Origin of the sequence: Salipiger sp. PrR003 (assembly GCF_010500785.1) — a bacterium.
Classification (GTDB): domain Bacteria; phylum Pseudomonadota; class Alphaproteobacteria; order Rhodobacterales; family Rhodobacteraceae; genus Salipiger; species Salipiger pacificus_A.
The window spans coordinates 177,534-195,558 of record NZ_JAAGOV010000065.1; the positions used below are offsets into that span (position 1 = coordinate 177,534).

The following is an 18,025-nucleotide window of genomic DNA, read 5'->3' on the forward strand; positions in this document are numbered from 1 at the left end:
CCCCCATCAAGCGCGCGGATTGACCGGCTGTAAATCTTGATCAATATAATCAATATGAACGTCATGGATTGGATCGATGCCGGCGCCGCCTGCGCCCTGCTCGGGGTGAAGCCCCAGACACTTTACGCCTATGTCAGCCGCGGCCAGCTGCGGGCCGAGGCAGATCCGCAGGATGCGCGGCGCAGCCTTTACTTCCGTCCCGACGTCGAGGCTCTGCTGCGCCAGAACCGCCGCCCGCGCGCGCGCTCCGAAGTTGCAGAACAGGCGATCCGCTGGGGCGATCCGGTGTTGGTGACCGCTATCTCCGAGGTTCGGGACGGCATGCTGTGGCTGCGTGGACGTTCGGTCGAGGCCTGCGCCGAGACCATGACCCCCGAGCAAATGGCCGCCCATCTTTGCGGTTTCGATAGGCTGGATTTGCCCGACGTGCCATGGTCCGGCGAAGGCGGCAAGCCAGTCGGACGGGCCATGCAGACGCTCGCGGGCGCGGTCGGCGGGGCGGTTCCGATCGCTGACCTCGGCGCAAGCGAGCGAGCGGCAGAGGCAGGTCGGCTGATCTCGCTGGTGGTCAACGCGCTGCTGGGGCAGGCTGGAGGCGGCGCGTTGCAAGCGCGTTTCGCTGGAGCCTGGGGGCTGGATCGAGGCGGCGAGGACGAGATACGCCGGGCGCTGGTGCTGCTGAGCGATCACGAGCTGAACCCCTCGACCTTCGCGGTGCGGATCGCGGCCTCGACCGGGGCGAGCCTGCCGGCGGCCTTGCTTTGCGGACTGGCGACGCTGAGCGGACCACGCCATGGCGGTGCCTCGGCGCTTGCGCGTGCCGCATTGGAGGCCGCGCTGCAGGGCGACTTAGAGGCATTTCTGTCAGCGCGGACGGGCCAGTCTCCCTATGGCTTCGGCCATGGCCACCCGCTCTATCCCGACGGCGATCCCCGGGCGCGGCTGTTGCTCGAGCGACTGCCCCATGACCACCCGGTGCGCCAGGCGCAGCGCCGGCTCGCCCGGACGCTCGGGCTGGCACCGAACGTCGACACCGGGCTGGCGGCGCTGGAGCTGGCTTGGGGCTTGCCGCGAGACGCGGGCTTCACGATCTTTGCGGCGGGGCGGCTTGCGGGCTGGATCGCTCATGCGCTCGAGCAGGCCAGCAGCGGCGCGCCGATCCGGCCCAGGGCGCGTTGCGCGGCAGAATAATTCCCTGCCGAGAAGCAAAAGGCCCCGCGAGAGCGGGGCCTTTGGTCTCAATGAAATCCGGATCAGCGGTTTTCGATATCCGTGTAGTCGCGCTGCGCGGAGCCGAGGTAGAGCTGGCGCGGACGGCCGATCTTGTGCTGCGGATCGGCGAGCTGCTCTTTCCACTGCGAAACCCAGCCGACGGTGCGCGACAGCGCGAAGATCGGGGTGAACATCGAGGTCGGGAAGCCCATCGCCTCGAGGATGATGCCCGAGTAGAAGTCGACGTTCGGGAACAGCTTCTTGTCGATGAAATACGGATCTTCCAGCGCCTGTTTCTCGAGCTCTTTGGCGACCTGCAGGACCGGGTTGTTCTCGACGCCGAGCAGGTCGAGCACCTCGTCTGCGGATTGCTTCATCACCGTCGCGCGCGGGTCGCGGTTCTTGTAGACGCGGTGACCGAAGCCCATCAGGCGGAAGGGATCGTTCTTGTCCTTGGCGCGGGCGATGAACTCGGGGATGCGGTCGACCGAGCCGATCTCTTTCAGCATCTCGAGGCACGCCTGGTTGGCGCCGCCGTGGGCCGGGCCCCAAAGGCAGGCGATGCCGGCCGCGATGCAGGCAAACGGGTTCGCGCCCGAGGAAGAGGCGAGACGCACGGTCGAGGTCGAGGCGTTCTGCTCGTGGTCGGCGTGCAGGGTGAAGATCCGGTCCATGGCGCGGGCGAGGATCGGGTTCACCTCGTATTTCTCGGCCGGAACCGAGAAGCACATGTGCAGGAAGTTTGCCGCGTAATCGAGATCGTTGCGCGGGTACACGAAGGGCTGGCCGATCGAGTACTTGTAGGCCATCGCCGCGATGGTCGGCATCTTGGCGATCAGGCGGTGCGAGGCGATCTCGCGCTGGCGCGGGTCCGAAATGTCGGTGCTGTCGTGATAGAAGGCCGACATGGCGCCGACCACACCCACCATGGTTGCCATGGGATGCGCGTCGCGGCGGAAACCGCGGAAGAAGTTGTGCATCTGCTCATGGATCATCGTGTGACGGGTGATCGTGTTCTCGAAGTCCTCGAGCTCAGCCGCGGTCGGCAGTTCGCCGTACATCAGCAGGTAGCACACTTCGAGGTAGTGCGACTTCGACGCGAGCTGGTCGATCGGATACCCGCGGTGCAGCAGCACGCCTTCGTCGCCGTCGATGAAGGTGATGGTGCTGTCGCAGCTGGCGGTGGAGGTGAAGCCCGGGTCGTAGGTGAACACCCCGGCTTGGCCATAGAGCTTGCGGATGTCGACCACGTCCGGGCCCACGGTGGGCGAATAGATCGGCAGGTCGTAGCTTTGCTCGCCGATGGTCAGTTTCGCGCTTTTCGCTGTGTCAGCCATGCTTGCTTGTCCCTTCATCTGGATAAGGCCAGGCGCGTCGGGCGCGCCCGGTCGGTATTGTCACACATGGCCCGTGGCGGGGTCGGAGAGGCCGGTTTGCCAGACCGTCACGCCGCCTCGGAAGCCGCTGCCTGTTCGAGCCGGAGGAGCGTTTCCTCGCGGCCGAGCACCAGCATCATGTCGAACACGCTCGGGGTGACGGAGCGGCCTGCAAGCGCCGCGCGAAGCGGCCCGGCCAGCTTTCCGAATTTCGTGTTCTGTTCCTCGGCGAAGCGCGCCGTTACCCCCTCGAGCTCTTCTCGCGACCAGCTAGCACTTTGCAACTGCGGCGTCAACGAGACCAGTATACCACGGGATACTGCATCGAGGTTCTTGGCCGCTTTCTCATCCGGGACGATCGGGGTTTCCGTCAGGATGAAGTGAGCCTTTTCAAGAAGTTCCGGGAAAGTCTTGGCGCGGTCCTTGAGGCAGTACATACCCCGCGTCATCCCGGATTTTTGTGCCTCGGTGAAGGCGGGCAGACCTGCCGCATCCAGATATGCCTCGATTTCATGCAGCAGCGCGGCATCGTCCCCGACCGCGATGTGCTGGCCGCAGATGTTTTCCAGTTTCTTGAAATCAAGCCGCGCGGGTGATTTCCCGATTCCCGACAGGTCGAACCATTCTTGTGCCTGAGTATCGGTGAAGAATTCGTCATCGCCGTGACTCCAGCCGAGCCGCGCGAGATAGTTGCGCATGCCGGCGGCCGGGTAGCCGAGCTTCTGGTACTCGTCGACGCCGAGCGCGCCGTGGCGTTTCGAGAGCTTCTTGCCGTCCGGCCCGTGGATCAGCGGGATGTGTGCATAGACCGGCAGCGGCCAGCCCATGGCGGTGTAGATGCCCATCTGCCGCGCCGCGTTGTTGAGGTGGTCGTCGCCGCGGATGACATGTGTGACGCCCATGTCGTGGTCATCGACCACCACCGCGAGCATGTAGACCGGCGTGCCGTCCGAGCGCAGCAGGATCATGTCGTCGAGCTGGTCGTTGCGGATCCGCACGGTGCCCTGCACCTGGTCCTCGATCACCGTCTCTCCCTCTTCGGGAGTGCGCAGGCGGATCACGTAGGGCGCATCGGGGTGGCTCGCCGGGTCGGCGTCGCGCCAAGGGCTGCGGAACAGAGTCGAGCTCCCGGCCTCGCGGGCGGCCTCGCGGAAGATCTCGATTTCTTCCTGGGTCGAGAAGCACTTATAGGCCGCGCCCTTGGCGAGCAATTCGTGCGCCACCTCGGCGTGGCGCGGCGCGCGTTCGAACTGGCTGATCACCTCGCCGTCATGGTCGAGCCCGAGCCAGTCGAGCCCCTTGAGGATCGCGGCGGTGGCCTCCGGGGTCGAGCGCGCGCGGTCGGTATCCTCGATGCGCAGCAGGAACTTTCCGCCGCGGCCACGGGCGTAGAGCCAGTTGAACAGCGCCGTGCGGGCGCCGCCGATGTGGAGGTAGCCGGTCGGAGAAGGGGCGAAACGGGTAACGACTGCCTGGGGGCTCGGAGAGGGGCTCGTCATGGGAATTAACCTCGCGGTAACCGTGGTGGGCCTAGGGTTTTGCAGGTTCCTTAAACAGCGCGGGGGGCGGGGGCAAGCATGGGCCGGCTGCTGACCTTGCTGGCGGTCTTCCGGGCTCTGCGCCTGCCGCGCCGGGCCGGGGCGGCGCTGGCGGCGCAGCGGGGGCACCTCTTCGCCTGGGTGCCGGTCTTCCTCGGTGCCGGTATCGGGGTCTATTTTGCCCTGCCGTTCGAGCTGGCGGCGCATTGGCTCCTTTCCTGCGCCTGCGTCGGGGCCGTGCTCCTGCTGTGGTCGCGCCGACTGCCGGCCGAAGTTGCGCCGGTCGCGATCGGCGCGGGGGTGCTGCTTCTCGGCATGGCGCATGCCGGGGCGCGGGCGCATCTGGTCGCCGCCCCGCAGCTTGGATTTCGATACTACGGCCCGATCGAAGGGCGGGTGATCGCGCTGGACCGCTCCGCCTCGGACGTGCCGCGGCTGACGCTCGATCAGGTAACGCTGCTGCGGGTCGCCCCTGCGAGCACTCCGGCGAAGGTCCGCGTCGCGCTACACGGGCCGCCCGAGCTGCAGGGGCGTGCGCTCGACCTGGTGCCGGGGCAGAGGGTGGCGCTGACCGGCCACCTCGTCCCGCCCGGAGGGCCGGTGGAGCCTGGCGGCTTCGATTTCCGCCGTCACGCCTGGTTCGAGCGGATCGGGGCGGTGGGCTACAGCCGAACCCCGGTGGTTCTGAGGGAGGCCGCGGGCAGCCAGCGGCTGCTGCGCCTGCGTCTGGCGTTGTCACGGCACGTACAGACGCAGCTGCCGGGCGAACTCGGCGGCTTTGCCGCGGCGCTCATGACCGGCGATCGCAGTGGCATCGGGAAAGAGACGCTCGAGGCCCTGCGCCGCTCGAACCTCGCGCATCTTCTGGCCATTTCTGGCCTGCACATGGGACTGCTGACCGGCTTCGTCTTCGCTGCCCTGCGCGTGGCGCTGCTGCTGGTCCCGCTCAGCCGCCATCATTGGCCCGGCAAGAAGATCGCGGCGGTGGGCGCGCTGGCGGCGGCCTCGGGCTACCTCGCCCTTTCGGGGGGCAATGTCGCGACCCAGCGCGCTTTCATCATGGTGGCGGTGATGCTGGGGGCGGTGCTCGCGGACCTGCGGGCGCTCTCCCTGCGGGCGGTGGCCTTGGCAGCTCTGCTGGTGCTTCTGCTGCGCCCGGAGGCGCTGCTCGGCCCAGGCTTCCAGATGTCCTTCGCTGCCACAACCGCGCTGGTCTGCGTCTTTGGCAGGGTCGAGACACGGCTTGCCGGACCGCGATGGGCGCGGCCGCTGCTGGCGCTGCTGCTTTCGTCGACCGTCGCCTCTGCCGCGACGGCGCCATTCTCGATGGCGCATTTCAATCTCGTTTCGCGCTACGGGTTGCTGGCCAACCTGCTGGCGGTGCCGGCCATGGGACTTGTCGCCGTGCCGATGGCGGTGCTGGCGGCGGTGCTGATGCCGCTCGGGCTGGACGGGGTGGCGTTGCGGGGCATGGCGCTGGCGCTGCACTGGATCCTGAGCGTGGCGCAGGCCGCCTCCGGCTGGGAGGGCGCCGTCGGTCAGGTGGTGGCACCGGGTCCCGCGGTGCTGCCGCTGATCACGGCTGGCGGGCTCTTGCTATTGCTTTGGCAGGGACGCGGGCGCTGGGGCGGGCTGCTGCCGCTGGCGCTGGCGCTCGGGGTCTGGGTGCAGTCCGAGCGCCCGGCGCTGCTGATCTCGGAAAGCGGCGGGCTGGTCGGCGTGATGACCGAAAAAGGCCGCGCGCTCTCGCGCGATGTCGGAGAGGGGTTCGTCGCCAAGCTCTGGCTCGAGAACGATGGACAGCCCGCGGATCAGGCCGCTGCCGCGGCACTCTGGCCCGATGCGGCAGGGCGGCTGCGCCGTGCGCTTGTCGAGGGTGTCGAGGTGCTGCATGTCTCCGGACGCCGGGCCGCGGGCAGCATCTCGGGCTGTGGAGGCGCCGGTATCCTCGTGGCAAATGTGCCGATCCCGGAGGGGCTGGGCTGCGAGGTCTTCGATGTCGAGAGGCTCAGGACCACCGGTGCCGTCGCCTTTCGGCGCGGCGCCGGTGGTTTGAAGATGCACCCCTCGCGCGGCCATCCACCGCGCCTGTGGGAGGGCGGCGGAGCGGGCGATTAGTAAGAGCGGATCAGCCCGACGAGGCGGCCCTGCACCGAAACCGACCCCGATGGCAGCACGCGAGGCTCGTAGGCAGGGTTGGCGGCTTCCAGCACGATGCTGCTGCCATTGCGGCGGAAGCGCTTGAGGGTGGATTCGTAGCCTTCGACCTGGGCGACGACGATCTGCCCGTTCTCGGCCGAGCTGGTCTCGCGGATGATCACCACGTCGCCATCGTTGATCCCGGCCTCGATCATCGAGTCGCCTTTGACCTCGAGCGCGTAGTGGCGGCCGCTGCTGGACAGCATGGCCGAGGGCACGGCGACATTCGGCGGGATATCGGAGATCGACTCGATGGGCACACCCGCGGCAATCCGGCCCATCAGCGGCAGCTCCATCGCTCCGACGGCTTCCAAGGTGTCATTGGCCGGCGGTTTCGGAGCGGCACCGCGGTCGCCCTGGATCACCTGTGGCACGAAGCCGGTGGGGCGCCCCGCAAGGCTGTCGGGCAGTTTCACGATCTCGATCGCGCGGGCGCGGTGGGCGAGGCGGCGGATGAAGCCGCGCTCTTCGAGCGCGGTGATCAACCGGTGGATGCCGGACTTGGAGCGCAGGTCCAGCGCATCCTTCATCTCGTCAAAGCTGGGCGGAACGCCGTCGCGCGCCATGCGCCTGTTGATGAAATCCAGCAAATCGAGCTGTTTCTTGGTCAGCATGCGCGTTGTCCCGAGTCTTTGCCTGAAGAGATGTTCGACTTTGTTCTAGCCCTGTTCCCGTTTTGTGTCAATCCCCGCGATCATTAATGCAAGGTTAAAGCGAGATTAATTCTTGAGGCTATCCAAACGCTTCGACCGGGAAACCTTGCGTTTCGGATGAAGGTGAAAGGTGCCTCAGAGGCGGATCACCTCGATCTGGTCCCCGGCGGCGCGGGCGGGATCGCGCGGAGGGCGCACGGCCAGCGCATCGGCGGCGCCGAGAACGCTCAGCAAGGCGCTGTCCTGACGATCAAAAATCGAGACCCCCTCGGGCGTGATCCGGGCTCGCATGTAGTGCTCGCGCGGGCCGTTTTCGCTGACCGGGGCCGCGAGGCGCAGCGTCTCGCGCCGTGCCGGCGCAGCGCCGAGGCCGAGCATGGCGCGGACCACCGGGGCAAGAAAGATATGTCCGCAGACCATGGCCGACACCGGGTTGCCGGGCAGGCCGACCATCATCGCCTCGCCGAAACGGCCGGACATCAGGGGCTTGCCGGGGCGCATGGCGACCTTGTGAAAGGCCCGTTCGAGCCCCATGCCCTCGGCCACGCGGGCCACGAGGTCATGATCTCCGACCGAGGCGCCACCGATGGTCACCACGAGGTCTGCGTCATCGGCCATGCCGAAGACCGTGCGCAGCGAGGCCTCGTTGTCGCGGGCGATGGGAAGCAGGCGCGGCTCGGCGCCGAGCTGCTGCATCAGCACGTAAAGGCCGAAGGTGTTCGACGCGATGATCTGGTCGGGGCCAGGGTCTTCGCCGGGCATGACCAGCTCGTCCCCGGTGGAGATCAGGGCGACCTTCGGGCGGCGCGTCACGGGCACGCGGGCGATGTTCATCGCGGCCAAAAGGGCAATATCCTGGGGGCCGAGAAGACGGGGGGCATCGAGTGTGAGGCCGGCGCGGAAGTCATTGCCGTAGGGGCGGATGTTGTCGCCTGCACCAAGCTGGTCGGTGATCGTGATCACATCCCCGTCGCGGGTGACATCCTCTTGGATGACAACGGTTTTCACCCCGTCCGGCACCGGCGCGCCGGTGAAGATGCGCACCGCTTCGCCGGCGCCGACCTTTCCCTGGAAGCCGCGTCCCGCGGCCGCTTCGCCGATCACGGTGAAGCGCAGACCCGGCGCCGCTTCGGTCACGCCGTAGCCATCCATCGCCGACGCCGCAAAAGGCGGCTGGTCGCGGCGGGCCGCGACCGACCGCGCGAGCACGCGGCCTCCGGCCTCGCGCAGGGGCACCTCCTCCACATCCAATGGGCGGGCAAGGGCGAAGAGATGGTCGAGCGCTTCCGTGACGGGGATCATTTGGCTTCGTAGCGCCCCGACTTGCCGCCGTCCTTCAGGAGCACGCGCAACCCACCGATTTCCATGCCGCGGTCCACCGCCTTGACCATGTCGTAGACGGTCAGCGCAGCGGTCGAGGCGGCAGTCAGCGCCTCCATCTCGACGCCGGTCTGCCCGGTGGTCTTGACGGTGGCTTCGATCTGCAGGCCCGGCAGCGCGGCATCCGCGGTGATCTCGACGGTGACCTTCGTCACCGGAAGCGGGTGGCAGAGCGGGATCAGTTCGGACGTCTTTTTGGCGCCCATGATCCCGGCGAGACGCGCCACGCCGAGGACGTCGCCCTTCTTGGCCTTGCCCTCGGAGATCAGCTCGAAAGTCGCCTGCTCCATACGGATCCACGCGGCAGCGGTGGCGATGCGGGACGTTACGGGTTTGTCCGAAACGTCGACCATATGCGCATCGCCCTTGGCGTCGAAATGTGTGAGGCCGCTCATGCGGGCACCGGGTCGGCGAGCAGCGTGCGGGTCGCGGATTCGACGTCCTGCTGCCGCATCAGGCTCTCGCCGATGAGGAAGGCGCGGGCGCCGTAGTGCGCCATGTCCGCCAGATCGGCCGGGGTGTTGAGCCCTGACTCGGAGATCAGGAAGCGGCCCTCGGGCACCCCCTGCGACAGCACGCGTGTGGTGTCGAGCGTGGTTTCGAAGGTTTTGAGGTTGCGGTTGTTGACCCCGATCAGCGGCGATTTGAGCTTGAGCGCGCGCTCCAACTCCTCGGCATCATGCACCTCGATCAGCGCGTCCATGCCCCAGTGGAAAGCGGCATCCTCGAGTTCGGCGGCCAGCATGTCGGAGACCGAGGCCATGATGATCAGGATGCAGTCACCACCAAGCGCGCGGGCTTCGGCGACCTGGTAGGGGTCGTAAATGAAATCCTTGCGCAGCGCGGGCATATTGGTGGCCGAGCGCGCCTCGGTCAGGAAGGCCTTGGCCCCCTGGAACGACGGCGTATCGGTGAGCACCGACAGGCAGGTCGCACCGCCGCGTTCATAGGCCCGGGCCAGCGTCGCGGGGTCGAAGTCCTCGCGGATCAGCCCCTTGGAGGGTGAGGCTTTTTTTACTTCCGAGATGAGGCCATAGCCGGTCTTGGCGGCCTCGATGAGCGCTTGCGCGAAGGGGCGCACGGGGTCTGCGGCACGGGCCTCCGCCTCGACCTCGCTCAGCGGTTTCGCGGCCTTGTCGGCGGCGACCTCTTCGAGCTTGTAGGCCTTGATCTTGTCGAGGATCGTCTGGGTCATGGCGGGCTCCGTATCGTTCTCGGGCCGGTCGGTCAGGCCGCGCCGGGCGTGGTCCAGTTGATCGGCGTCTCCCCTCTGGCTTTAAGCCAGTCGTTGACGCGGGAAAAGGGGCGAGAGCCGAAAAAGCCGCGTCGCGCCGAGAGCGGCGAGGGGTGGGCGGAGGTGAGGATCAGGTGGTCCTCGCCGCGGATGTACGGCGCGAATTTCTGTGCGTGGCCACCCCAAAGGACGAAGGCGCGCGGCTGGTCCGAGAGCGCCTCGAGCACCTGCGCGGTCAGGGTCGACCAGCCGAGCTTGGCGTGTGCGCCCGCGTTGCCGGCGGGCACCGAGAGCGCGGTGTTGAGCAGGAGCACGCCCTGACGGGCCCAGAAGCGCAGGTCGCCGTTGGGCGGGACCGCGCCGAATTCTTCCTGCAATTCCTTGTAGATATTTGTAAGCGACCGCGGCAGGGGCCGTATTTCGGGTTCCACCGAAAAGGCGAGCCCATGGGCGTGGCCGGGCGTCGGGTAGGGATCCTGTCCGAGGATCACCACGCGCACCTCTTCGGGCGCGCAGGCGTCGAGCGCCGCGAAGCGCTGTGGCTCGGGCGGCAGGATCTCCCGCGTCTCCTCTGCCAGCGCGGCGGCGATACGCGGGAACTCCTTGGTGAAAAAGGGCAGGTGGCCCCAGCGTTCAGGCAGGCTCATGCGGCGGCTTGGCTCGCCTTGGCAAGTGCCTCGACCTTGGCCTTGGCCGCGCCGCTGTCGATGCTTTCGCGGGCCATGGCGACGCCCTCGCGCAGGTCGGCCGCCTTGCCCGCGACCACCAGTGCCGCGGCCGAGTTCAGCAGCACCGCATCGCGGTAGGCATTCTCTGCCCCGTCCAGAAGCGCCCGCATTGCCGCAGCGTTCTCGGCCGGGTCGCCACCGATGATCTGCTCGAACGGGTGTTCGGGAAGCCCCGCGTCCTCGGGGTGCAGCTCGACCTCGCGGATGGAGCCGTCCTCTTCCAGCGCCGCAACCCAGCTCACGCCGCAGATCGCGAGCTCGTCGGTGCCGTCCGAGCCGTGCACCAGCCAGGCGCGCTCCGACCCGAGCTGGCCCAGAACCTCGGCCATGGGCCGGATGAGATCGCGCGAGAAGGCGCCGGTCAGCTGGCGCTTCACGCCCGCCGGATTGGTCATCGGCCCGAGAATGTTGAAGATCGTGCGCGTGCCCAGCTCCATGCGCGGCGGGCCCACGTGCTTCATCGCCGGGTGGTGCATGGTGGCCATCATGAAGCAGATTCCGACCTCGTTGAGGATGGGCGCGATGGCCGAGGCGGGCAGCATCACGTTGATGCCCATCTGTCCCAGCGCATCCGCCGAGCCCGACTTCGACGAGAGATTCCGGTTGCCGTGCTTGGCCACGGTGACGCCCGCGCCCGCCACGACAAAGGCGGTGGCGGTCGAGATGTTCAGCGTGCCCTTGCCGTCGCCGCCGGTGCCGACGATGTCGATTGCGCCCGCGGGCGCGACAACCTTGTTGCACTTGGCGCGCATCACCGCGGCGGCGGCGGCGTATTCCTCGACCGTCTCGCCGCGGGTGCGCAGGCTCATCAGCAGCCCGCCGATCTGCGCCGGGGTGGCCTCTCCCGCAAAGAGGATCTCGAAGGCCGCCTCGGCCTCCTGCCGGCTCAGCGGACGGGTACAGGCGGCGCCGATCAGCGGCTTCAGTCGATCGCTCATGCAGGGACTTTCATGGTCTTCAGGAAATTCTCGATCAGCGCATGGCCGTGCTGGGAGGCGATGCTCTCGGGGTGAAACTGCACGCCGTGGATGGGCAGCTCGCGGTGCCGCAGACCCATGATCGTGCCATCCTCGAGCCAGGCGTTGGCGATAAGCTCCTCGGGCAGGTCGTCGCGGGCGACGACCAGAGAATGATAGCGCGTCGCCTCGAAAGGCGAGGGCAGCCCGGCGAACACCCCGGTGTCGTCGTGATGCATCAGCCCCACCTTGCCGTGCACGATCTCGTCGTGGCGCTTCACGGTGCCGCCGAAGGCCTGGCCGATGGTCTGGTGGCCGAGGCAGACGCCGAAGAGCGGCGTGCGGGTCTCGGCGGCGGCCTCGGTGAGCGCGAGACAGATGCCTGCCTCGGTCGGCGTGCAGGGCCCCGGCGAGAGCAGGATGCCTGCGGGTTTCAGCGCCATGGCCGACTGAACGTCGATCTGGTCGTTGCGCACGACTTTGGCCTCCACGCCCAGCTCGCCCACGTAATGCACGAGGTTCCAGGTGAAACTGTCGTAATTGTCGATGAGAAGCAGCATGGTAGACTCTTCAGACTGGCGGGCGCACCCGCGGTGGGGGTATACATGCGCCCGCAGGTGGTGCAGCGTCAAGGCCATGTCCCGAACTCTGATCGGGACCGGCACGCGCGCCGTAGCACGGCGACAAAGGGTCCGGCAACGGGACCCGCGGCAGAGAAGAGGACGGGCAGGGACATGGCACGCGGTTTCTTGGCAGGGGCGATCTGGGGTCTGGTGGTCTCGGGCGTGGGCGCTGGAGTGCTGTCGGTGGCCATGGGGCCGCCCGCCAACCGTCCGACCCGCCCCGAGATGCCCATCGCCACCGATCCCGTTGCCGAGGCGGTCGACAGCCTGGGCGAGCGCGCCGCGCCGGTCACCCGAGCGCCCCAGAGCAATGCGCCGGACATCGCAGAGGAGACGGCCGAACGGCCGGACCCTGCGCCAGCGACCAAGGGGGCGGACGGCGCGTCGGAAGCTGGAAGCTCGGAAGATACGGCGGCGGCTCCGGAGACACGCGCCGAAGAGCCTCCGGTCGAAACGGCGCCGGACGCCATTTCGGAAAAAGCCGAAACGCCGCCGCCGGCGCACCGCCCTGCCGAGGAGCAGGGGGTGGCTCCCTCCGCCGCGGGACCGACGCTCGCGGCGCCCTCGCTCGTCGAGGGCAGCGCTCCCGACACCAATCCGCTGCAGCGTCCCGACCCGATCCCGATGCCCGATGCCCCGGACGCGCCCGGCACCTCCGAGGCTGCACGGCTCGCGGTCGGCGGCGACGCCCCGGTGCAGCCCGGTCTGCCCGCGCTGCCACCGGAAGCCCCCCTGGCCGAGGCGCAGCCATCGCTCTCGACCGATCCCGCGCAGCCGCCCACTCCAACCCAGGACAGCGGCCTCGCGCCCGAGCCAGAGCCGCAGGCCGTGCCACAGCCCGAGCCCACGCCTGAGGCTGCCGTGGAAGCGCCCACCGGGGAGGCTGTTTCGGACAAGCCCGAAATGCCTGTCATCTCACCGGAGGAGGCACCGCCTGCAGGGGCCGCGCTCCCCCGGGTCACCACTCTTGTGCCAGGCCGCCCGGCGGAGCCGCTTCCCTCCGACGGACCGAGCGTCGGCACGCCGGCGTCATCCTTGGTCACCCGTGCGCCCGAAGACACCCCGCAACACGCGGCAGAGCCTGCCTCGCCGGGCATCGGCTCCGCGCCGGATAGCCGCCTGCCGGTGATCACCGAAGACGCTCCCGCGGCCACGCCTGACACCGGGGCCTCACCGCTGCAGCTCTATGCCGCCGCCTCCGACCTTGCTCCCGGCGACGCGGCCATGTCCATCTTGCTCATCGACGACGGCACCGGGCCGCTTGGTCCGGAAACGGTCGAGGCCTTTCCCTTCCCGGTGAGCTTCGCGATCGCGCCCTCGCATCCCGATCCCGCCAGCGCCGCCGAGGCCTATCGCGCGCGTGGCTTCGAGGTTCTTGCCTTGGCCGCGCTGCCCGAGAACGCGACCCCCTCCGACACGGAGATCGCGCTCGAAGGCGCGCTCAGCACCGTCCCCGGCGCGGTCGCGGTGCTGGAGAGCGCGGATCTGGCGCTGCAACACAACCGGGCGATCTCGGAGCAGGCGGCGGAGTTTCTTGCAGACTCCGGCCACGGGCTGGTGATGATGCCGAACGGGCTGAACACTGCCGAGGCGCTGGCCCGCCGCGCCGGCGTGCCGAGCCTGACGGTTTTCCGGGACTTCGACGGCAAGGGGCAGGAGCCGCGGGTCATGCGGCGCTTCCTCGACCAGGCGGCCTTCCGGGCGCGGCAGGACGAGAACGTGGTGATGCTGGGCCGTCTGCGCGCCGACACGGTCTCGGCGCTGCTGCTCTGGGGGCTGCAGGACCGCGCGAACAGCGTCGCCCTGGTCCCGGTCTCGGCGCTGCTGCTCCGGCAGGCGCGCCAAGACTGACCGGCGCTGTCTTAGGGGCGCAAGTGCCCGCGTGCCAGGGACCGCAGTGCCGCGCGGGGTGGAGCCCTCTTTAAACGCGCGGCGTCGCCCAGGCTTCCAGCGAAGCGCCCAGATCGCCGTAGCCGGTGATCCGCCGCTCGAAGGCGAGCCCGAGACGGGCGGCGTGCTGCGCGGCCAGTTCGGCTGTCCCTGGGTCCTCCACCTGCGCGAGATGCACCAAGGTTCGGTAATTCCCGAAATAGGCGTCCCTCAGCTGCGGGTGCCGGTCGAGGCCAAGCGGGCGCCAGACGAAAGCGTCGAACTGGTGCACCAAGAAATCCGTGAGGTAGAAGCTGGTCATCTCACCGCGCGCGGCAAAGCGCGCAACACCGTCGAAGACGGCATAGCAATGCGCGCCGGGAAGCATTTCGATCCCCAGCTCGTCGCAAAGCGCGGACAGCTGCCCGCCGGTGCCGCAATCGGCGTAGAGCAGCTTGATCTCGGCATGTGACGCGCGGTGACGGGCGACGGCCGCGCGCACGGCGCCGGGGATGCGCTCGGGGGTATTGTGCAATTGCGCGGGCAGACAGACGAGGTCGAGATGGTCGAGCCCACTCTGACGGGTCACCGCGAGCACCTCGCGGGCGAGCGCGCCGCAGGCAATGAGCAGGATGCGTCCCGTGCCAGGATGCGCCGCGGACAACGCAAAGCCACGCTCGGCGAGCGCCTTGTCTGATGGCGCGAATTCGGGATTCGGGTGGGCTTCGGCAGCTGGGGCGCCGTCAGGCGCGGGTGTCATCCGCGGGCACCGAGGCCATGCCCCAGCGGATCAGCAGGGCGATGCCGAGCAACAGCGGGATGACCTTGCTCGCCCCCCAGGCAAACAGGGCCCAGACGGTGAAGCCTGCGGAGGCAATCACCGCGATCAGAAGCGTTACGAGAGTGGTCACCGGCATCGGGGTCTCCTTTCCCTGCCATTGAAGATAGGTGCCGGACTCCCCGAAAGCAAAGAGAAATCCACTTTTCCGTCACGTTGTCCCCGCAATGCCCTGCAAATTTTCGCTGATCGGCATGGGCTTCGGGGCCAGAGTGGCGCGGGCTCATCCCGCTGCAGCGCGGTTGTGGCGGCGCGCGATGAGCGCCTTTGCAGTCTCCACCGCGACCGCCGCATCGCGGCAATAGGCGTCGGCGCCGATGGCCCGGCCGAAGTCCTCGTTGAGAGGCGCGCCGCCGACCAGCACGATGTAATCGTCGCGCAGGCCCTTTGCGACCATCGTGTCGATCACCACCTTCATGTAGGGCATCGTGGTGGTGAGCAGGGCGGACATGCCAAGGATATCGGGCTTCTCCGCCTCCATCGCCTCGAGGTAGGACTCGACGGCGTTGTTGATGCCGAGGTCGATCACTTCGAAGCCCGCGCCCTCCATCATCATCGACACGAGGTTCTTGCCGATGTCGTGGATGTCGCCCTTGACCGTGCCGATCACCATTTTGCCGATGGTCGGCGCCCCGGTCTCGGCCAGCAGCGGCTTGAGGATCGCCATGCCGCCTTTCATCGCGCCCGCCGCCAGCAGCACCTCGGGAACGAAGAGGATGCCATCGCGGAAATCCTCACCGACGATCTTCATGCCGCCGACAAGCGCCTCGGTGAGGACCTTGTAGGGCGGCCAGCCCCGATCCAGCAGGATCCGCACGCCCTCTTCGATCTCTTCGCGCATGCCGTCGTAGAGATCGTCGAACATCTGCTCGACCAGCTCCGCATCGTCGAGATCGGCCAGGATGATCTCTTCGCCGGGTTCGTCTTCGGACATGGGCACCTCCCTTGCGCTCCCTCCAGCCTGCGCCCCGGGCGCTTGCGCCACATGGCCGATTGCGACATGGCCGGGGACGGAGGCGACGCCGCGGCGGTGGGGCTTGCGCATGTTCTCTATCTGTTCCATATCTGACTTATGAGCGCCGCCAGCCGATCCATCGAAAAGGAGCGCCGCAAGGGGCGCGGCGCCGGCTCCCGTGACAGCGGGCGCTTCGAGCGGCTTGCCTATGAGGACGCCCATGACGGCTGGGAGATCCCCGAGGAGCTGCCACCGCTGCGCACCGAGGTCAGCGAAGAGCGCCCGCGCAGCCTGATCAACTACGTGCGCTCGCCGGACCTGCCCTTTGACCGGACGATCAATCCCTATCGCGGCTGCGAGCACGGCTGCATCTACTGCTTCGCCCGGCCCAGCCACGCCTATCTGGGGCTCTCGCCGGGGCTGGATTTCGAGACCAAGCTCATCGCCCGGCCCGATGCGCCCGAGGTGCTGGCGCGTGAACTGGGGGCCAAGCGTTACGCGCCCGCGCCGCTGGCCATCGGCACCAATACCGATCCCTACCAGCCGATCGAGCGGGACCGGGGCATCATGCGCGCCTGCCTCGAGGTGCTGCGCGACTTCCGCCACCCGGTCGCCATCGTCACCAAGGGCACGCTGATCGAGCGCGACATCGACATCCTTTCGGAGATGGCGGCGCAGGGGCTGGCGCGCGTGGGCCTTTCGGTCACCACGCTCGACGCCGATCTCGCGCGCCGGATGGAGCCGCGCGTGCCCTCGCCGGTCCGGCGGCTTGCGACGATCCGGCGGCTGAGCGAGGCGGGGATCCCGGTGCGGGTCATGGCATCGCCCGTCGTGCCCGCGCTGACCGATCCCGAGCTCGAGCACATCCTGCAAGCCGGGGCCGAGGCGGGGGCCGTTTCGGCCAGTTGGATCATGCTCCGACTGCCGCTCGAGGTCGCGCCGCTCTGGCGCGCATGGCTCGAGGAGCACTATCCGGGCCGCGCTGCGCGGGTCATGGCGCGGCTGCGCGAGATGCACGGCGGACAGGATTACTCGGCGCAGTGGCACCGGCGGATGCGCGGGGAGGGCATCTATGCGCAGCTCATCGCGCAGCGCTTCGACAAGGCGGTGCGGCGGCTGGGACTGGATGCGGAACAGCCGGCGCTACGCAGCGATCTCTTTCGCCCGCCGCCACGGGCGGGGGACCAGCTGTCGCTTTTCTGAGTTGGGCTCACCTCAACGCTGGAGGGCGCCAAGCGTAGCCTTCGCCTTGCGCCGCAGCGCGGCTGAGGACGACGGTGCGCGGCCACGCGTCGGTTTGAAACGCACGCCGCAGGGCCGTCATGCAGGCACCCTGCCACGTCCTTGGGGGGATGCGCGGCGAACCGGCTCAGCTGCGGCGGCGCCCGCCACGCCGGACGCGCTGGGGAGCGTCTTCGCCGAGCCCGTCGCTTTCCGAGCTGAAGGCGCCCAGCTTGCTGGCGATCCGCTCCAGCGTCGGGCGCGGCCCGAGCGGGCCGCTTTCGAGCGCCGCACGCATGGCGCGCAGGTGCTCGGGCGTGGTGCCGCAGCAGCCGCCGATGATCCGTGCCCCGGCGTCGCGGGCCATGACCGCGTAGTCCGCCATCACCTCGGGTGTGCCGTCGTAATGCAGTTCCCCGTTCTCGTAGCGCGGGATGCCGGCGTTGCCCTTGGCGATGATCGGTCGTTCGGTGCCGATTGCCGCGAAGCCAAGCACGCTGCGCAGCAGGTCCGACGGTCCGGTGCCGCAGTTCGCGCCAAAGGCGATGGGCGGTGTCGGCAGCGTCTCGACGAGCCGCGCGAAGTCGGCAGCGGTGAGCCCCATCATCGTACGCCCGGCGGTGTCGAAGCTCATGGTGCAGCACCAGGGCAGGCCGACGGTCGCGAAGGCTTCTGCGGCGGCGCGGACCTCTTCGGGTGCCGAGATGGTCTCGAGCCAGAGCACATCGGCGCCGCCCTCCTTGAGGCCCGCCGCGGTCTCTTCGAACATCTCTACTGCCAGCGCGTGTGGCAACGGGCCGATGGGCGCGAGGATCTCGCCGGTGGGGCCGACCGAACCCGCCACAACGACCGGACGCCCGGCGGACTCGGCCACCTCGCGCGCCAGCTCGGCGGCACTCCGCGACAGCGCGCGGGCACGGGGCGCAGCCCCGTGCAGCTTGAGCCGCGCGGCATTGGCGCCGAAGGAATTGGTGAGGAAAATGTCGGAGCCCGCGTCGACCGGGCCTTGGTACAGCGCGCGGATGCGGTCCGGATGGGTCTCGTTCCAGAATTCCGGGGCGTCGCCCGGTGTCAGACCCATGCTGAACAAGCTGGTGCCGATGCCGCCGTCGGCGAGCAGCCAGTCCCGCTTCGCAAGCAGCTTGGAAAGCGCGTCGGTCATGAAATGCCTCTTGAAAATCCTCTTCGGGTCGGGAAATTCCACATCCCGCTGTGGGCCGCAATCGTTCGTGCGGGGCAAGCG

General features: G+C 68.4%; 17 protein-coding genes. 4 read left to right on the top strand and 13 right to left on the bottom strand.

What is annotated here, in order from left to right:
• Positions 1–63: 63 nt before the first annotated feature.
• A complete protein-coding gene (locus tag G0D83_RS23350) occupies positions 64–1,191 on the top strand; it encodes a citrate synthase family protein (RefSeq protein WP_164196998.1) in 1,128 nt (375 codons plus the stop codon).
• A 62-nt stretch (positions 1,192–1,253) separates the two neighbouring features.
• On the opposite strand, the gene gltA is transcribed toward G0D83_RS23350, so the two are convergent.
• Positions 1,254–2,549 carry a citrate synthase gene (gene gltA, locus G0D83_RS23355; protein WP_164196999.1) on the bottom strand — a complete coding sequence of 432 codons (1,296 nt, stop codon included), beginning with the start codon at positions 2,547–2,549 and terminating at the stop codon, positions 1,254–1,256.
• A 107-nt stretch (positions 2,550–2,656) separates the two neighbouring features.
• Positions 2,657–4,087, bottom strand: coding sequence for a glutamate--tRNA ligase (gltX, locus tag G0D83_RS23360; protein WP_164197000.1), 1,431 nt, complete (start codon positions 4,085–4,087; stop codon positions 2,657–2,659).
• Positions 4,088–4,165: 78 nt separating this feature from the next.
• Between gltX and G0D83_RS23365 the strand changes: the two genes are divergently transcribed.
• Positions 4,166–6,244, top strand: coding sequence for a ComEC/Rec2 family competence protein (locus G0D83_RS23365; protein ID WP_164197001.1), 2,079 nt, complete (start codon positions 4,166–4,168; stop codon positions 6,242–6,244).
• Here G0D83_RS23365 and lexA read toward each other — a convergent pair.
• The 7 genes from lexA to G0D83_RS23400 all read right to left on the bottom strand — a co-directional run bounded on the left by lexA (position 6,241) and on the right by G0D83_RS23400 (position 11,836).
• Positions 6,241–6,939, bottom strand: coding sequence for a transcriptional repressor LexA (gene lexA, locus G0D83_RS23370; protein ID WP_164197002.1), 699 nt, complete (start codon positions 6,937–6,939; stop codon positions 6,241–6,243). The two genes, G0D83_RS23365 and lexA, sit on opposite strands and share 4 nt — an antisense overlap.
• 174 nt (positions 6,940–7,113) lie before the next feature.
• Positions 7,114–8,280 (bottom strand): gephyrin-like molybdotransferase Glp, encoded by a 1,167-nt coding sequence (gene glp / locus G0D83_RS23375; RefSeq protein ID WP_164197003.1) that lies wholly within the window; start codon positions 8,278–8,280, stop codon positions 7,114–7,116.
• A complete protein-coding gene (gene moaC / locus G0D83_RS23380; RefSeq protein ID WP_108965639.1) occupies positions 8,277–8,753 on the bottom strand; it encodes a cyclic pyranopterin monophosphate synthase MoaC in 477 nt (158 codons plus the stop codon). Before moaC ends, glp begins: the two co-directional genes overlap by 4 nt.
• Positions 8,750–9,553: an indole-3-glycerol phosphate synthase TrpC gene (gene trpC, locus G0D83_RS23385; RefSeq protein ID WP_164197004.1), complete on the bottom strand. Its 804-nt coding sequence runs from the start codon at positions 9,551–9,553 to the stop codon at positions 8,750–8,752. Before trpC ends, moaC begins: the two co-directional genes overlap by 4 nt.
• A gap of 32 nt (positions 9,554–9,585) precedes the next feature.
• Positions 9,586–10,239 (bottom strand): uracil-DNA glycosylase, encoded by a 654-nt coding sequence (locus G0D83_RS23390; protein WP_164197005.1) that lies wholly within the window; start codon positions 10,237–10,239, stop codon positions 9,586–9,588.
• Positions 10,236–11,258, bottom strand: a complete 1,023-nt coding sequence (trpD, locus tag G0D83_RS23395) for an anthranilate phosphoribosyltransferase (RefSeq protein ID WP_164197006.1) — start codon at positions 11,256–11,258, stop codon at positions 10,236–10,238. Before trpD ends, G0D83_RS23390 begins: the two co-directional genes overlap by 4 nt.
• Positions 11,255–11,836 carry an aminodeoxychorismate/anthranilate synthase component II gene (locus G0D83_RS23400; protein ID WP_164197007.1) on the bottom strand — a complete coding sequence of 194 codons (582 nt, stop codon included), beginning with the start codon at positions 11,834–11,836 and terminating at the stop codon, positions 11,255–11,257. The genes trpD and G0D83_RS23400 overlap by 4 nt, the downstream gene beginning before the upstream one ends.
• 174 nt (positions 11,837–12,010) lie before the next feature.
• Between G0D83_RS23400 and G0D83_RS23405 the strand changes: the two genes are divergently transcribed.
• On the top strand, positions 12,011–13,750 hold the full coding sequence (locus G0D83_RS23405) for a divergent polysaccharide deacetylase family protein (protein WP_164197008.1): 1,740 nt from the start codon (positions 12,011–12,013) through the stop codon (positions 13,748–13,750).
• Between the two features lie 70 nt (positions 13,751–13,820).
• Here the strand turns inward: G0D83_RS23405 and G0D83_RS23410 are convergent, their stop codons facing one another.
• The 3 genes from G0D83_RS23410 to G0D83_RS23415 all read right to left on the bottom strand — a co-directional run bounded on the left by G0D83_RS23410 (position 13,821) and on the right by G0D83_RS23415 (position 15,540).
• The gene (locus G0D83_RS23410; RefSeq protein ID WP_164197009.1) at positions 13,821–14,528 is read right to left on the bottom strand and encodes a DUF1638 domain-containing protein; all 708 of its coding nucleotides are present in this window, start codon (positions 14,526–14,528) and stop codon (positions 13,821–13,823) included.
• Positions 14,512–14,685, bottom strand: a complete 174-nt coding sequence (locus G0D83_RS31950) for a hypothetical protein (RefSeq protein WP_193989020.1) — start codon at positions 14,683–14,685, stop codon at positions 14,512–14,514. Before G0D83_RS31950 ends, G0D83_RS23410 begins: the two co-directional genes overlap by 17 nt.
• A gap of 144 nt (positions 14,686–14,829) precedes the next feature.
• Positions 14,830–15,540 (bottom strand): B12-binding domain-containing protein, encoded by a 711-nt coding sequence (locus G0D83_RS23415; protein ID WP_164197010.1) that lies wholly within the window; start codon positions 15,538–15,540, stop codon positions 14,830–14,832.
• A 138-nt stretch (positions 15,541–15,678) separates the two neighbouring features.
• On the opposite strand from G0D83_RS23415, the gene G0D83_RS23420 reads away from it, so the two are divergent.
• The gene (locus G0D83_RS23420; RefSeq protein ID WP_164197011.1) at positions 15,679–16,764 is read left to right on the top strand and encodes a PA0069 family radical SAM protein; all 1,086 of its coding nucleotides are present in this window, start codon (positions 15,679–15,681) and stop codon (positions 16,762–16,764) included.
• Between the two features lie 166 nt (positions 16,765–16,930).
• Here G0D83_RS23420 and bmt read toward each other — a convergent pair whose 3' ends face one another.
• Positions 16,931–17,944, bottom strand: a complete 1,014-nt coding sequence (bmt, locus tag G0D83_RS23425; protein ID WP_164197012.1) for a betaine--homocysteine S-methyltransferase — start codon at positions 17,942–17,944, stop codon at positions 16,931–16,933.
• Between the last annotated feature and the right edge of the window lie 81 nt (positions 17,945–18,025).

Excerpts from the sequence above, each read along its gene's own strand:
- G0D83_RS23350 (WP_164196998.1), top strand. The coding sequence starts at position 64 with ATGGATTGGATCGATGCCGGCGCCGCCTGCGCCCTGCTCGGGGTGAAG.
- gltA (WP_164196999.1), bottom strand. The coding sequence starts at position 2,549 with ATGGCTGACACAGCGAAAAGCGCGAAACTGACCATCGGCGAGCAAAGC.
- gltX (WP_164197000.1), bottom strand. The coding sequence starts at position 4,087 with ATGACGAGCCCCTCTCCGAGCCCCCAGGCAGTCGTTACCCGTTTCGCC.
- G0D83_RS23365 (WP_164197001.1), top strand. The coding sequence starts at position 4,166 with ATGGGCCGGCTGCTGACCTTGCTGGCGGTCTTCCGGGCTCTGCGCCTG.
- lexA (WP_164197002.1), bottom strand. The coding sequence starts at position 6,939 with ATGCTGACCAAGAAACAGCTCGATTTGCTGGATTTCATCAACAGGCGC.
- glp (WP_164197003.1), bottom strand. The coding sequence starts at position 8,280 with ATGATCCCCGTCACGGAAGCGCTCGACCATCTCTTCGCCCTTGCCCGC.
- moaC (WP_108965639.1), bottom strand. The coding sequence starts at position 8,753 with ATGAGCGGCCTCACACATTTCGACGCCAAGGGCGATGCGCATATGGTC.
- trpC (WP_164197004.1), bottom strand. The coding sequence starts at position 9,553 with ATGACCCAGACGATCCTCGACAAGATCAAGGCCTACAAGCTCGAAGAG.
- G0D83_RS23390 (WP_164197005.1), bottom strand. The coding sequence starts at position 10,239 with ATGAGCCTGCCTGAACGCTGGGGCCACCTGCCCTTTTTCACCAAGGAG.
- trpD (WP_164197006.1), bottom strand. The coding sequence starts at position 11,258 with ATGAGCGATCGACTGAAGCCGCTGATCGGCGCCGCCTGTACCCGTCCG.
- G0D83_RS23400 (WP_164197007.1), bottom strand. The coding sequence starts at position 11,836 with ATGCTGCTTCTCATCGACAATTACGACAGTTTCACCTGGAACCTCGTG.
- G0D83_RS23405 (WP_164197008.1), top strand. The coding sequence starts at position 12,011 with ATGGCACGCGGTTTCTTGGCAGGGGCGATCTGGGGTCTGGTGGTCTCG.
- G0D83_RS23410 (WP_164197009.1), bottom strand. The coding sequence starts at position 14,528 with ATGACACCCGCGCCTGACGGCGCCCCAGCTGCCGAAGCCCACCCGAAT.
- G0D83_RS31950 (WP_193989020.1), bottom strand. The coding sequence starts at position 14,685 with ATGCCGGTGACCACTCTCGTAACGCTTCTGATCGCGGTGATTGCCTCC.
- G0D83_RS23415 (WP_164197010.1), bottom strand. The coding sequence starts at position 15,540 with ATGTCCGAAGACGAACCCGGCGAAGAGATCATCCTGGCCGATCTCGAC.
- G0D83_RS23420 (WP_164197011.1), top strand. The coding sequence starts at position 15,679 with ATGAGCGCCGCCAGCCGATCCATCGAAAAGGAGCGCCGCAAGGGGCGC.
- bmt (WP_164197012.1), bottom strand. The coding sequence starts at position 17,944 with ATGACCGACGCGCTTTCCAAGCTGCTTGCGAAGCGGGACTGGCTGCTC.